This window comes from Streptomyces sp. NBC_01013, from assembly GCF_045162765.1.
GTDB lineage: Bacteria > Actinomycetota > Actinomycetes > Streptomycetales > Streptomycetaceae > Streptomyces.
The window spans coordinates 2,439,894-2,453,338 of record NZ_CP108687.1 but is presented as its reverse complement, the minus strand read 5'-3'; the positions used below and the strand labels follow the sequence as shown (position 1 = coordinate 2,453,338).

The 13,445-nt window shown below is 69.8% G+C and carries 12 protein-coding genes and 1 pseudogene; 7 read left to right on the top strand and 6 right to left on the bottom strand.

The window, feature by feature from the left end; translation table 11 throughout:
* Nucleotides 1–69: 69 nt before the first annotated feature.
* The 6 genes from OG538_RS10430 to OG538_RS10405 all read left to right on the top strand — a co-directional run bounded on the left by OG538_RS10430 (nt 70) and on the right by OG538_RS10405 (nt 5,718).
* Nucleotides 70–1,014, top strand: coding sequence for a proline iminopeptidase-family hydrolase (locus OG538_RS10430; protein WP_406092331.1), 945 nt, complete (start codon nt 70–72; stop codon nt 1,012–1,014).
* A 201-nt stretch (nt 1,015–1,215) separates the two neighbouring features.
* Complete coding sequence (locus OG538_RS10425) at nt 1,216–1,656, top strand: cold-shock protein (protein ID WP_406092329.1); 441 nt, start codon at nt 1,216–1,218, stop codon at nt 1,654–1,656.
* Between the two features lie 130 nt (nt 1,657–1,786).
* Nucleotides 1,787–2,554: an enoyl-CoA hydratase/isomerase family protein gene (locus OG538_RS10420; RefSeq protein WP_406092327.1), complete on the top strand. Its 768-nt coding sequence runs from the start codon at nt 1,787–1,789 to the stop codon at nt 2,552–2,554.
* A 251-nt stretch (nt 2,555–2,805) separates the two neighbouring features.
* Nucleotides 2,806–3,321 (top strand): ATP-binding protein, encoded by a 516-nt coding sequence (locus tag OG538_RS10415; protein WP_406092325.1) that lies wholly within the window; start codon nt 2,806–2,808, stop codon nt 3,319–3,321.
* Between the two features lie 397 nt (nt 3,322–3,718).
* Complete coding sequence (locus tag OG538_RS10410) at nt 3,719–4,525, top strand: polysaccharide deacetylase family protein (protein ID WP_406092323.1); 807 nt, start codon at nt 3,719–3,721, stop codon at nt 4,523–4,525.
* Entirely contained in the window at nt 4,525–5,718 is a 1,194-nt protein-coding gene (locus tag OG538_RS10405) for a hypothetical protein (protein WP_406092322.1), read from the top strand. The genes OG538_RS10410 and OG538_RS10405 overlap by 1 nt, the downstream gene beginning before the upstream one ends.
* Before the next feature lie 27 nt (nt 5,719–5,745).
* On the opposite strand, the pseudogene OG538_RS10400 reads toward OG538_RS10405, so the two are convergent.
* Nucleotides 5,746–6,112: pseudogene (locus OG538_RS10400) on the bottom strand (GNAT family N-acetyltransferase); the annotation flags it as partial.
* 296 nt (nt 6,113–6,408) lie between these two features.
* Here OG538_RS10400 and OG538_RS10395 point away from each other — a divergent pair.
* Entirely contained in the window at nt 6,409–6,618 is a 210-nt protein-coding gene (locus OG538_RS10395) for an EF-hand domain-containing protein (protein WP_406092320.1), read from the top strand.
* 58 nt (nt 6,619–6,676) lie between these two features.
* Here OG538_RS10395 and OG538_RS10390 read toward each other — a convergent pair whose 3' ends face one another.
* The 5 genes from OG538_RS10390 to OG538_RS10370 all read right to left on the bottom strand — a co-directional run bounded on the left by OG538_RS10390 (nt 6,677) and on the right by OG538_RS10370 (nt 13,314).
* Nucleotides 6,677–7,087 (bottom strand): STAS domain-containing protein, encoded by a 411-nt coding sequence (locus OG538_RS10390; RefSeq protein WP_406092318.1) that lies wholly within the window; start codon nt 7,085–7,087, stop codon nt 6,677–6,679.
* Nucleotides 7,088–7,638: 551 nt separating this feature from the next.
* The gene (locus OG538_RS10385; protein WP_406100052.1) at nt 7,639–8,619 is read right to left on the bottom strand and encodes a terpene synthase family protein; all 981 of its coding nucleotides are present in this window, start codon (nt 8,617–8,619) and stop codon (nt 7,639–7,641) included.
* A 623-nt stretch (nt 8,620–9,242) separates the two neighbouring features.
* Nucleotides 9,243–10,229 (bottom strand): alpha/beta fold hydrolase, encoded by a 987-nt coding sequence (locus OG538_RS10380; protein WP_406092316.1) that lies wholly within the window; start codon nt 10,227–10,229, stop codon nt 9,243–9,245.
* A gap of 161 nt (nt 10,230–10,390) precedes the next feature.
* On the bottom strand, nt 10,391–11,737 hold the full coding sequence (locus tag OG538_RS10375) for an SGNH/GDSL hydrolase family protein (protein ID WP_406092314.1): 1,347 nt from the start codon (nt 11,735–11,737) through the stop codon (nt 10,391–10,393).
* Nucleotides 11,738–11,931: 194 nt separating this feature from the next.
* Nucleotides 11,932–13,314 carry an L-serine ammonia-lyase gene (locus tag OG538_RS10370; RefSeq protein ID WP_406092312.1) on the bottom strand — a complete coding sequence of 461 codons (1,383 nt, stop codon included), beginning with the start codon at nt 13,312–13,314 and terminating at the stop codon, nt 11,932–11,934.
* Nucleotides 13,315–13,445 lie beyond the last annotated feature (131 nt).

Here is a 13,445-nt window from a genome sequence, read left to right as displayed (position 1 = left end):
ACCGGCTCCACCCGCAAGCAGCGTGCGAATCGAATCGAAGCGAAACGAAACGAAGCGAGGCGAAGTGACGTGACCGTGGCACCCAGCGCGAAGGGGACCCTGCCGTTCGGCGAGCACGAGACGTGGTACCGGGTGACGGGCGACCTCCGCTCAGACCGGCCCACGCTCGTGGTCGTGCACGGGGGTCCGGGATCCACCCACGACTACCTGCAGAACCTCTCCGACCTGGCCGAAGACGGCTGGTCCGTCGTGCACTACGACCAGATCGGGAACGGCGGATCGAGCCATCTGCCCGACCGGGGAGCAGACTTCTGGACGGTGGACCTGTTCGCCGCCGAACTCGACAACCTGCTCACGGGTCTCGGGATCGCCGACAACTACGTACTGTTCGGCCAGTCCTGGGGCGGCATGCTCATCACCCACCACGCCGCGGCACGTCCGGCCGGCCTGCGCGGCCTGGTCATCGCCAACTCGCCGGCCTCCTATCCGCTCTGGCTCCAGGAGGCCAAGGTCCTCCGGGACCAGCTCCCGCCCGGTGTCAACGACACGCTGCTCCGGCACGAGGCGGCCGGAACCACCGAGACGGACGAATACCACGCGGCCATGCGCACCTTCTACGAGCGTCACGTCTGCCGTCTCGCGCCCTGGCCCCGTGACTACCTGGCCTCGTTCTACGAGGTGTACAACGACCCCACCGTCTACTACGCGATGAACGGCCCCAGCGAGTTCCATGTGAACGGCACGCTGCGTGACTGGTCGGTCATCGACCTCTGTCCCGATGTCGACGTGCCCACCCTGCTGATCTCCGGGCGTCACGACGAGGCCACCCCCGCCACGGTGCAACCGTTCCAGGACCTCATTCCAGGAGCACGCTGGGAAATCTTCGAGGAGTCCAGCCACCTGCCCCACCTCGAGGAACCGGAACATTTCCGTCAGGTCATGCGGACGTTCCTCGACGAGGTGGACCCGCCGCTGGGACAGCGGGACTCCTCCGCCGCGCCCCACCGGCCGTAGGTGGCGCGGAGGACTGACAAGATGGTGTGCCGTTGCCGGCCATAGAGGCCCGGGTGTCACGTGCGGTGCAATGACGTCCGGGACGGTAGCGGTCAGGTAGTCGCAAGGCGCGTCCGGAGTGGGTGTACGAGGTCCGGACGGCCGGTCGCGGCAGGGATGGTCCCGGACACGGGTCCGGGATTCGCTGAGAGGGTGGTTCCCATGGTCATCGGTCGTGTGGTGCGTTTCGACAGCATGAAGGGTTACGGGTTCATCGCTCCCGACCACGGTGGCGAGGACGTCTTCCTGCACGTGAACGACCTTCGCATTCCCGAGACATCTCTCCGGCCCGGCCTGTTGGTCGAGTTCGAGATCGAGCAGGGCGACCGGGGCCTGAAGGCGTCCTCGGTGCAACTCGCCGCGGGCAGCGGAAACGGGGCGGCGGCCACGGCGCCGGTCTTCCCGGGGCGCTCCGAGTCACCGACCAGGCAGCCCCTGGACGGGGACGACGTGTTGTGCGACGTCCTCAACTCGCAGGAGTACGTGCGGGACGTCACGGAAGTACTGCTGGAATCGGCTCCCGGACTCACGGCGGAGCACATTCTTCAGGTACGCCAGGCGATGCTGCAGTTCGCCAGGAACCACGGCTGGGTCGAGGGCTGAGCCGGGGAGCGCTGCCGCACGCCGCGGCCCGGGACGAGGGACCCGGGCCGCGCGGGCCTTCCGGCTGTGACGAACGGCACCGGACCCGGCCCTGTCCGGCCCGGCGTTAGCGCCGGTTAACCTGCCTCTCATGACCGTAACCCTTGAAGTAAGCGGCGGTGTCGGCACGATCCGGCTGGACCGTCCGCCGATGAACGCCCTGGACGTCGCCACCCAGGACCGGCTGCGTGAGCTTGCCGAAGAGGCGTCCCGGCGCGACGACGTGCGTGCCGTGGTGATCTACGGCGGGGAGAAGGTGTTCGCGGCGGGCGCGGACATCAAGGAGATGCAGGCGATGGACCATCCGGCGATGGTCGTCCGGTCCAAGGCGCTTCAGGACTCCTTCACCGCGGTGGCCAGGATCCCGAAGCCGGTCGTCGCCGCCGTCACCGGCTACGCGCTCGGCGGAGGCTGCGAACTGGCCCTCTGCGCGGACTTCCGGATCGCCGGGGACAACGCCAAGCTGGGGCAGCCGGAGATCATGCTCGGACTCATCCCGGGAGCGGGCGGCACTCAGCGCCTCGCCCGGCTGGTGGGTCCGGCCAAGGCCAAGGACCTGATCTTCACCGGCCGTCATGTGCGGGCCGACGAGGCCCTGACCATGGGACTGGTGGACCGTGTGGTGCCCGCCGCCGAGGTGTACGAGCAGGCGCACGCCTGGGCCGCCAAGCTGGCGAAGGGCCCGGCACTCGCGCTGCGCGCCGCCAAGGAGGCCGTCGACGCCGGCCTGGAGACGGACATCGATACGGGCCTCACGATCGAACGGACCTGGTTCGCCGGTCTCTTCGCCACCGAGGACCGGGAGCGCGGAATGCGCAGCTTTGTGGAGGAGGGCCCGGGCAAGGCCAAGTTCCTCTGACCGAACGCCAGTTGGGAACGCCCGGGCGTGCGTTCATCCGTGTGGGCGGATTAGCTGAGCCTTAAGACAACCTTAAGGCTCAGCCTTCCGTTCGCCCCGTCGAACCCGTTCAGGTGTGACATCCGCGCAGGTCAGCGCGGGTGTGTGAAGCCGCATTCTGCCACCGGCATATGCCTTTAGCCCGGTGCGGAATGCCTTGTTCCGGGTTGGGGATTCCCGCGGAACGGCTACGGAACGCCCGCTGTGCAGCCATGATGGTGTCCATGGCGGGCCTGGAGGGTGTGGAGCAGCCGCAACAGCGCAGCGGCGCGACAGCGGCACGGAGGATGCCGGCCGTCGAGGACGAACAGGCGTTCAAGGCGCTGGAGTTGTTCGGAAATCCGACGGAGGACGAAGTCCGGCTGCCTTCTCGCCCGGAGTCCGCTGCCACCGCCCGCAGGATCACCTCCTGTGTGGTGCTGCGCCAGTGGTCGCTTTCCCCGCAGACCGCCGAGCACGCCGTTCTGCTGGTGTCCGAACTCGTCGGGAACGCCGTGCGGCACACGGGTGCCAGGGTCTTCGGGCTGCGGATGGTGCGGCGCCGCGGCTGGATCAGGATCGAGGTGCGCGACCCCTCGCGCGGGCTGCCGTGCCTCATGCCCGTCCAGGAGATGGACATCAGTGGGCGCGGGCTCTTCCTGGTCGACAAGCTCTCCGACCGGTGGGGTGTGGACCTGCTGCCGCGCGGCAAGACCACCTGGTTCGAGATGCGCACCTCCGACCGCTGACCCGGGCGGCCGTCGACGGCGGATGCACAGAAGCCCCCGGTTCGGCCGTGGTGCGGCGCTTCGGGGGCTTCTGTGTGGGGGCCGTGAAATGGGGGGTGTGTTCACGGCCGCTTATGACGACCTGGCCCGGGTCGATGGGGGTCGTGTCCTCGACTATGGCAGACGGACGAGTCCATCGCCAAAGCCGCCTTCTGTGCATAATTAGACATACATGGACATTCTCACAATGAATCACAGGTGTGTTGGGTCACTCGCCTGGAAAACAGTGAGTGCATGGGGTTTTCCCGGGGTGATTCATTGATCGCCCGAGGGGTGGGTGTGCGCATCCGTGTGACCTTCGGGGCCACCATGGGGTCAATTGTTATTTTCCTGACATCACGCCCTTAATGTTCTGCGCATGAACGCCTCCGACAGACCGGTGCACCGCCGCAGCGCCCTGCGCGCAGGAGCCGGGGCCGCCCTCACGGCCGCCCTCGCCACCGGCTGCGCGGACCCGGAAGCCGCCGGTGCACCGGCGGAGCCGCTCACTCACCCGGCGCCGAAGAGGCAGGCCGCCACCTCCGGGGCGCACGCCCCCGCGCCCGCCCCGCACCGCATCCCCGGGCAGCCCGCCCAGATCGACCACGGCCCCCGCGACCGGGCACGGGTCGCCCTCACCTTCCACGGCCAGGGCGATCCCGCCGTCGCCCGGACCGTCCTGGGTGCGGCCGAGCGCGCCGGGGCGAGGGTCACCGTCCTCGCCGTGGGCAGCTGGCTGGACGAGCACCCCGAGATGGCCCGCCGAATCCTCGACGGCGGCCACGACCTCGGCAACCACACCCAGCACCACGTCGACATCTCCTCGATGGACGAGACCCGGGCATACGCCGAGATCACCGACTGCGCCCAGCGGCTGCGCCGGCTCACCGGCTCCATCGGTACCTGGTTCCGGCCCTCGCGCACCCAGTACGCCACCCCGCTCGTCCAGCGGCTCGCCGCCCGGGCCGGATACCCGCACGTCCTCTCGTACGACGTGGACTCCCTCGACTTCACCTCGCCCGGTGCCGCGGCCGTCACGCGCAAGGTGGCCGGGGAGATCCGCAACGGATCGGTGGTGAGCATGCACTTCGGCTATGCGGACACGGTCGCCGCACTGCCCCTCCTCCTCACCGAACTCGACCGCCGCCAACTGCGTGCGGTGACGACCACGGAGCTGCTGACCTGATGTCTCCCTCCACCTCACGCACCGCGGCCCTGCTCGGGGGACTGCTCCTCGCCGTTCTCACCGGCTGCGGCACCGGCCCCGCGGACAAGAGTTCCTCCGACGCCCCCACCGAGGCCGCCGCTCCGCCCGCCCGGCCCAAGCACAGGACCCCGCCCGCGCCGCCGGGACTGCCCGGGATGCCACCGGTGCTCGACGCCAGGAACGTGTACGCGGCCGACGCCCCGGGAAAGCTGTCGCCGGCCGTCAAGGGCTTCCCGTCCCGGGTGTACGTGCCCAACACCAACTCCGACACCGTCTCGGTGATCGACCCCGCCACGTACAAGGTCATCGAGACGATTCCGGTCGGCCGTCAGCCGCAGCACGTCGTCCCGTCCTGGGACCTGAAGACGCTCTGGGTCAACAACGACGTCGGTGACACCCTGACCGTCATCGACCCGGCGACCGGGAAGGCGGGGAAGACGGTCGATGTCTCCGACCCGTACAACCTCTACTTCACCCCGAACGGCAAGTACGCCATCGTGATGGCGTCGATGGACCGCGAACTGGTCTTCCGCGACGCGCACACCATGAAGACGGCCAAGACCGTCCCGGTGAGCTGCGCGGGCGTCAACCACGCCGACTTCTCCGCCGACGGCCGGTACTTCATCGTCTCCTGCGAGTTCTCCGGCGAACTCCTCAAGGTCGACACGGCGAAGATGAAGGTCGTCGGTCAGCAGAAGCTGCCGCTCCAGGGCGCCATGCCGCAGGACGTGAAGCTGTCACCCGACGGCAGCACCTTCTACATCGCGGACATGGTGGCCAACGGCATGTGGGTACTGGACGGGGAGAAGTTCACCACTCCGGAACTGCTGCCCACGGGCAAGGGCACCCATGGGCTCTACGTCAGCCGAGACGCCAAGGAGATGTACATCTCCAACCGCGGTGAGGGCTCGGTTTCCGTGTTCGACTTCGCACAGAAGAAGCTGGCGAAGAAGTGGCACCTCCCGAACGGCGGCAGCCCGGACATGGGCGGGGTATCGGCGGACGGCAAGGTCCTGTGGCTGTCCGGGCGTTACAACGCCGAGGTGTACGCGATCGACACCGCCACCGGCAAGCAACTGGCCCGCATCCCGGTCGGCAGCGGACCGCACGGCCTCGCCGTCTACCCCCAGCCGGGCCGCTACTCGCTCGGCCACACCGGAGTCTTCCGCTGACCCCGTCTCCCGGCACCGGCCGGTGACTCACCCGGCGACCAGCAGGGCCTCCGAGCCCACCGGCCGGTAACCCGCCACCTGGAACGTCCGCACACTGCGGGCGTTCCCGGGCGACTGCTGGGCCCACACCACGCCGTCCGGCACCAGATGCCGGGCCGCCCGCGCGAGCCGCTCGCCCAGCCGCTGTCCGCGCGCCGCCCCGGCCACCTCGATCGCGGTCTCCCAGCGCCCGCCACACCGCGGCCGAGGATCAGTACACCGCCCTCGGCCCGGCCCCCCAGACCCGGACCTCGTCACGGAACTTCCGCGCCCGCGTCACCCGGGGGTGCTCCGGATCGTGGATCTCCCGCAGGGCCAGTTCCGGCGCGCCCGGCAGCGCGGAGGCGGCCGTGAGACTCCCCGCTAAGGGCTGTCCCGCAATTCCTGGCGGGCGCACGACGACAGCTACGGCACCTCGCCGCGTTGTCGAAACGCCCGAGTACATGCAGTATGCGGGCGCCTCTCCGCCTTGCGATGCACCGCATCTGACGCCGCGCGCTGATCCACCAGGAACTGCGGGACAGCCCTTAGGGCCGCCGGCCGCCGGGCGATGGACGGGACACCCATGATCGACGACCGGCCGCCGCGAGGGCCACCCGTCGCGCCCGTTAATCTGACCTCCGTCAGACAGTCATACGAAGGGGCGGAAAAGTGGCGGACATCGAGTCGGCGCGCAAGGCATTCGAGCGGTACGACCTGAACGGCGACGGGCTGATTTCGGCTGTCGAGTACAAGAGCGTCATGGCTCAGCTGGGTGACCCCTACGTCACCGAGACGGTCGCCCAGGCCGTGATCAACTCCCACGACGCGAACGGGGACGGGCTCCTCACGTTCGAGGAGTTCTGGGCCGCGCAGAACTGACGTCCGCAGGACCCCCGGCCGGTGGGCCGGGGGCCGCGTGGCGCGCCTGCGGGGCTGCTCAGGAAGCTGCCGGTCCGGCGGGCTCCGGCGCCCGGAAGGCTTCGTCCGGGGTGGCCACCGGACAGAACAGATCGTGCAGCCGGCCGGCCCGCAGCAGACGCAGGATCCGTGGGCAGCCGCAGACGAGCCAGAACCGCCCGTCGCGGTCCAGCACACGCCGCCGGGCGCGGCACAGCAGCGTCAGTCCCGAGCAGTCAAGGAAGCTCACCTCCGTCAGGTCGACCACCAGCTGGGGTGAGCCGTCCGCCGTCGCCCCGTCCAGCGCCGGTGCGATGAGGGCGGCGGTCGCGAGGTCGATCTCGTCGCGCAGCGCCACCACCGTGCGCCCGCCCCTGCGGTACACCCGGCCGCACGGCTCGGGCAGCGGGGCCTGCACGAAGGATTCCGTGGGGGCCGACGTCTGGGTCATTGATGCCTCTCCTCGCAGTGCAGGGCCCGCCGGACGTTCTCGGGGCCCGCATGCAGCCGGTGGGGACGGTCGGTGAGGTGACAGTCGGTGAACCTAACCCGAGGGTCCACCAGGTGGCGACGCAGAAACGTTCGCGCTTTCCCCAATGCCCTCTTCCGAGTGAACGTCCCCTGTCCACCGTGGACACACGAGGGCGATTTGTGTGGTTGTCACTCAGGGGGTGGCGGTGAATGCGTGACGCGCGGCGTATCGCTTCGGCACCCGTTGATGGCGTCCTCACCCCGGCCTGCGGGCACACGCCATCGGCCGGACCCGTGCTGGTGCCGCGGTGCCGCGGTGCTAACCGGGTTGGTCGATCCGCACCTGACCGGCAGCCGGCACCCGACGACCGTCGCCGCGCCGGAGCCCCGAGGGATCGGTGATCGCAGGGGGCCGTTTCGGCGACACAGCTTTCCGGCCGCCGCGAAGCGACCGGGAAGCCTCGCACCCCGGCGATGACGATTGTCCGAAACTCGCTGTCGTGGAGGGGTGCTTCCGCGCCGTACGTCCTGTCAGGCCGCGAAGTTGCGGGACATGGAGTCCTGTTCGTCGATCTCCATGAGGTCCGGACGGGTGTAGCGCTCCGCTCGTGCGTGGTAGTCGAAGTCGCCGCGGACCAGCCCTCGGTAGTCCCGGACGCAGCGCTCCAGGGCGGCTCGCGGGAGGCCCCCGATTCCCGCCGCCTCTATTTCCTCGACCAGTTCCTTCTCGGCTCGCTGCACCCGGTCGGCAATGCGAGCCAGCAGGATTCCCGCCTCGTCGACGGCTTCCTGGAGTGTGCCGCCGCGATCCCGCTGGATGAGCCGGACGGTGTTGTGCTCGTACCCAAGGACGGCTTCCTTCTCGAATGAGCAGATGTCGTTGCAGAGCCCCGAATGGTCGGCCACCGCATTGCGCAGGGCGATATAGGCGGGAAGGCTGCGGGCCGATTCCGGCAGGTCGATTCCCGCCGTGATCTCGTGCAGGTCGAGGAACGGCTGCATGGCCACCGAATCACGGCGGTGCTTCACGAAGTCGGCCGTGCTCGGCACGTGCCCGGCGGCCCGGTCGACTGCCTCCGCGTAGTACGTCCACAGCCAGGCGGCCGTGTCGCGGCGGAACTGCCGGACCCATTGCGCCGACCGGCCGGTACAGGTGCGGACCAGCAGTTCGTCCAGGGCGTGTTCCATGGGACCGGCCGGCGCACGTGAGCCGTCGAGCACGTCCACGAGATGGGAGATCGCGCTCTCGCACAGCTGTGGGTCGCGGCCTGCCGGGCCGTCGTCGAACTCGTCGTCGACGAGGAAGGCCCAGAAGAGCCACTGGCAGAAGAGGTCGAGGTGTTCCTGTGATGCCTCGGGGAATATCAGGGATATCCAGAGTTCGGGCCGGGTCCGGATCATCTTCTTGCGGGCCACCGGTGACAGGACGAGATCACTGGCCGCCGCCCATTCCCAGGCGGCTCGTCCGGTCTGCTCGACTCCCGGATGGCATCCCGCGCTCTCGAACGGCATGTGGAACTCTGGCAGCGCCAACTTGCTCATGTGCACCTCGTCGAGACGATATGAACAGGGAAGGGGGACGCGCGGAAGGAACGCGCACGCACGGGGCCGGGGCGGCAGGTGGTGAACGCGACGTTGTCCACCGGCGCTTCGACGAAGCCGCGTCATCGGGGACAGCTGTCCGCACCGGCGTCAGGAGGGGCCGTACGGCCATGAACCGGCTGCGACGGCGACCGCCGCAGGAGCGGATCAGGGCCGGCGGGGCGGACGGTCGCAGCGGGCGACCCGTGGAGCTCTTCGAACGTGACCACGCGTCCGGACGGCCGGATCCCGCCGAGGAAGCGTCACGGGAGTGGCGGCTGTCATCGCTGTCCTCTTTCCTCCGCAGGGCCGGGCCGGCGATCCGGGCCCGGCGGGCCCGGGGCAGCGGACCGCCTGACGTGCACGGCGATTGCGTCACCACTCGTCACGACCAGTGAACTCCCAGTATGCGGGGGAGGGAAGTCGCTGGTGACCGAAAATGTGTGTTCGCCATGAACGCCTGCGCTGTTATGGGCAGTTGGTGCCTCCTGGGCCGTCCGGGGCGGGTGGCATCGGAGGCGAGTCTGACCGGTTCGCCTCTGGGCGGGGCCGGTTCAGCGTGGCAGGGAAGCGAGCCAGTCCGTCAGGATCCGGTTGACCTCATCTGCTCGCTCCTGCTGGATCCAGTGGCCGCAGCCGTCCAGGATGTGTGAGGCGGCCAGGGCCGGCAGCGTGGTCGGATACGCCGCGAGCGCGTCGGCCAGCCAGGTGGTGGACGCGTCCAGTGAGCCGCCCAGGAAGATCGACGGCTGTGTGACGGGCGCGCCGTCGAAAGCGGCGAGATCCTCCCAGTCCCGGTCCATGTTCCGGTAGCGGTTGAGCGCGCCGGTCAGTCCCGTCCGCTCGAACTCCCCTGCGTAGAAGTCAAGTTCATCGCCACTGAGCCAGCCGGGACGGCCGGCGGGGAACCGCTCGCGCAGCGTCGTGCCGCGGCCGGCGAAGTGCGGGTCCGGGGCATCGGGCGCGGGCATGGTGTCGGCGGAGAAGGCGGCGTAGAAGCCGGCGAGCCAACCGCGGACATCCGGCTCGATCTCCGCCTCCACCCGGCCGGGCTCCTGGAAACGGGAGACGTAGAACTCCTCGTCCCCGCCCATCCCCGCGAAGACCTCGCTGGGCCGCGGACCGCCGCGCGGGGAGTACGGCACGCTGAGCAGTCCGACCGCCCGGAAGACGTCCGGCCTGACCAGGGCGGAGTTCGCCGCGATCGTGGCTCCCCAGTCGTGGCCGACCACCACCGCGCTCCGCTCGCCGAGCGCCTGCACCACGGCCACGTTGTCCTCGACCAGTTCGAGCATCCGGTACGCGGCCACGTCCCCGGGCCGGGAGGAGCGACCGTACCCCCGCACGTCCACGGCGACCGCCCGGTAGCCGGCGGCAGCCAGTGCCGGCAGCTGACGGCGCCAGGAGTACCAGGACTCGGGGAAGCCGTGCACCAGCAGCACCAGAGGTCCGCTTCCCTGCTCGACCAGGTGGATCCGGCCGGCCGGCGAGGGCACCAGGCGGTGAGTGAGGTCCGGGACCGGGTAGGGCTGCTGCGGCATGCTTCCTCCAGGGCTGGCGGCCTGCGCCGGTCCGTATCGGCGTCCGGCTGGGGCCAAGATCATGCGATGCCCGCCGAAGTGCCCGCGAGTTCTGTTGCCGTATCGGCAAAAGGGCGGCCCGCGCCCCGGGTGCGGGTGCGCGGGCCGCCCTTGCCCTGCGGTCAGTTGTAGCCGAAGCCGGCGGGCAGCGGAGACTGCCGGAACAGGCGGGCGGGGACGGCGTCGGCCAGGTCGCGGTAGCCCGCGGGGTTGAGATGGAGGTGGTCGCCGACGTCCACCGAGGCGCGGAGAGCACGGGGATTCTGTGGATCGCGCGCGGTGCGGTCGAAGTCGATCACCCCGTCGAAGCGGCCGCTGGTACGGATCCAGGTGTTGACCGTCTGCCGCGCCCCCTCGCGGAAACCGTCCGGGTCGTCGTATCCGGTGTTGCCGCCGAAGGGGGTCAGCGTCGCTCCGTACACCCGGATCCCCAGAGCGTGGGCCCGGGTGATGATCTGGTCGTACGCCCCGATGACGTCCTGCGCCGTCTGCTTCTGGGCCGCGGGTGTGGCGGGGGCCGTCCCGATGTCGTTGATGCCCTCGAAGACGATCAGACGGTCGACACCGCTCTGGGACAGCACGTCGCGATCCAGCCGCGCCAGCCCGTTCGGGCCGAGGCCGTCGTTGAGCAGTCGGTTCCCGCCTGCCGCCTGATTGACGACCGAGGTCCCCGCCGTGCCTAGGCCGGCTGCCAGCCGCTGCTGGAGCACGTCCGGCCAGCGGTCGTTCCCGTTGGTGGTGGACCCCCGTCCGTCGGTCAGTGAGTCACCGAGCACCGCCGTCGCCGAGGTGGTGCTCCGGGACCAGGCCTCGACTCCGCTGAGGAAGTACCAGTGATCGGCGGTGGCCGCCCCGGGGAGATCGGCATCCTGGAGATGGTCCCCGGACCGGAGGTACGAGGTCGTACGTGAACCGGGGTGCGACGTGATGGAGGTGGATGCCTGCCCGTCGGCCAGGTAGACCGTCGCCGTGAGGTTGGAACCGGGTGCGAGGGGGAAGTCCAGCGGATCGGACACGGCCTGCGCGCCGGCCGGGACGGTGACCGATGCGCTGCCCCCGAAGGTCACCCGCCGTGTGGTTCCCTCCCGGATGGCGCCCGTACCGGCGCGGCCGTCGAGCGGCAGTGCCACGGACACCTTCGTGAGGGGCAGCGCCGCGCCGCCGAAGGCGTTGGAGAACCGCAGCCGGATGTGGTCACCGCCCACCGAGACGTGGACGGTCTGCCGCAGGGTCGTGTCCGTCAGGACGGAGTCGTCCCCGGTGAACGGCGCCGGCGGCATGTTGGAGGGCTCCGTCAGCTGCGGCATCGAGGTCCACGCGGCGACCCAGTGCGCGTTCCGCTCCTTGGGCCCGGGCGCGTGGTCCGCACCCGCCCTGTCGTCGGCCCCGAGCGCCGGCGAGACGGCGGCGACCGAGGCGAGGAACGCTCCCGCGGTGATCAGGCTGATCAGTGACGATCTTCGGTTCATGGATGTGTTCCCTCTGTGCGGTGGGAATCGGGATGAAACGCAAAGCGTCCACGTACGCGGACGGCATCCCCATCCATGCGCCCGCCGGACCACGCGGCAGGCTAGTCCTTCCGATAGTTGCGGTCAATCATTCGAAATGTTTCGACCCTTGCTACGGGGCTGGCCCGCCGGGTCAGCAGTCGAGGGCGGCTCCCTCAGCACTCGATGATGTTCACCGCGAGCCCGCCCCGTGCGGTCTCCTTGTACTTGACGCTCATGTCGGCGCCCGTCTCCTTCATGGTCTTGATGACCTTGTCGAGGGAGACCTTGTGGCTGCCGTCGCCGCGCAGCGCCATCTTGGCCGCGGTGACGGCCTTCACCGCCGCCATGCCGTTGCGCTCGATGCACGGGATCTGGACGAGACCGCCGACCGGGTCGCAGGTCAGGCCGAGGTTGTGCTCCATGCCGATCTCGGCGGCGTTCTCGACCTGCTCGGGGGTGCCGCCCAGGACCTCGGCGAGGGCGCCCGCGGCCATGGAGCAGGCGGAGCCGACCTCGCCCTGGCAGCCGACCTCGGCGCCGGAGATCGAGGCGTTCTCCTTGAACAGCATGCCGATGGCGCCGGCCGCCAGGAGGAAACGGACGATGCTGTCGTCCTTCTCCGCCTCGGTCGCGCCGCCGGCCGCGAAGTTCATGTAGTAGTGCAGCACCGCCGGGATGATGCCGGCCGCGCCGTTGGTCGGGGCGGTGACGACGCGGCCGCCCGCGGCGTTCTCCTCGTTGACCGCCATCGCGTAGAGGGTGATCCACTCCATCGCGTGGGTCTGCGGGTCGCCCTCGGCGCGCAACTGGCGGGCGGTGTTGGCCGCGCGGCGGCGGACCTTGAGGCCGCCGGGCAGGATGCCCTCGCGGGACATGCCCCGGGAGACGCACGCCTGCATGGCGCGCCAGATGTCCAGCAGGCCGGAGCGGATCTCGTCCTCGGTGCGCCAGGCGCGCTCGTTCTCCAGCATCAGGGAGGAGATCGACAGGCCGGTGTCCCGGGCGAGGCGCAGCAGCTCGTCGCCGGTGCGGAAGGGGTGCTTGAGGACGGTGTCGTCCAGGACGATCCGGTCCTCGCCCACCGCGTCCTCGTCGACGACGAAGCCGCCGCCGACCGAGTAGTACGTCTTCTCCAGGAGCAGTGCGCCCTCGTGGTCGTACGCGAAGACCGTCATGCCGTTGGCGTGGTACGGCAGCGCCTTGCGGCGGTGCAGGATCAGCTGCTCGTCGGCGTCGAAGGCGATCTCGTGCATGCCGAGGAGGTTGATCCGGCCGGTGGTGCGGATGGCGTCGACCCGGTCGTCCGCCGTTTCGACGTCGACGGTACGGGGGGACTCGCCCTCCAGGCCGAGCAGGACGGCCTTGGGGGTGCCATGGCCGTGGCCGGTGGCCCCGAGCGAGCCGTAGAGCTCGGCGCGTATCGAGGTGGTGTGGGCCAGCAGGCCCTCGTTCTTCAGCCGGCGCGCGAACATACGGGCCGCACGCATGGGGCCGACCGTATGGGAGCTGGACGGGCCGATGCCGATCGAGAACAGGTCGAAGACCGAGATGGCCACGGGGTGACTCCTAAGGGTTGGTAGACGCCGTTGTCTGCCGGGTGGTGCGGTACGGGCGGGGTGGGCCCGAAGAGCGGGGACAAGAGGTGGGGCACCGCGCTCACTGTTCAGTGTGCGCGGTGCCCCACCCC

Coding starts and splice junctions, on each gene's coding strand:
- OG538_RS10425 (WP_406092329.1), top strand. CDS start 1,216: ATGGTCATCGGTCGTGTGGTGCGTTTCGACAGCATGAAGGGTTACGGG.
- OG538_RS10420 (WP_406092327.1), top strand. CDS start 1,787: ATGACCGTAACCCTTGAAGTAAGCGGCGGTGTCGGCACGATCCGGCTG.
- OG538_RS10415 (WP_406092325.1), top strand. CDS start 2,806: ATGATGGTGTCCATGGCGGGCCTGGAGGGTGTGGAGCAGCCGCAACAG.
- OG538_RS10410 (WP_406092323.1), top strand. CDS start 3,719: ATGAACGCCTCCGACAGACCGGTGCACCGCCGCAGCGCCCTGCGCGCA.
- OG538_RS10405 (WP_406092322.1), top strand. CDS start 4,525: ATGTCTCCCTCCACCTCACGCACCGCGGCCCTGCTCGGGGGACTGCTC.
- OG538_RS10390 (WP_406092318.1), bottom strand. CDS start 7,087: ATGACCCAGACGTCGGCCCCCACGGAATCCTTCGTGCAGGCCCCGCTG.
- OG538_RS10385 (WP_406100052.1), bottom strand. CDS start 8,619: ATGCCGTTCGAGAGCGCGGGATGCCATCCGGGAGTCGAGCAGACCGGA.
- OG538_RS10380 (WP_406092316.1), bottom strand. CDS start 10,229: ATGCCGCAGCAGCCCTACCCGGTCCCGGACCTCACTCACCGCCTGGTG.
- OG538_RS10375 (WP_406092314.1), bottom strand. CDS start 11,737: ATGAACCGAAGATCGTCACTGATCAGCCTGATCACCGCGGGAGCGTTC.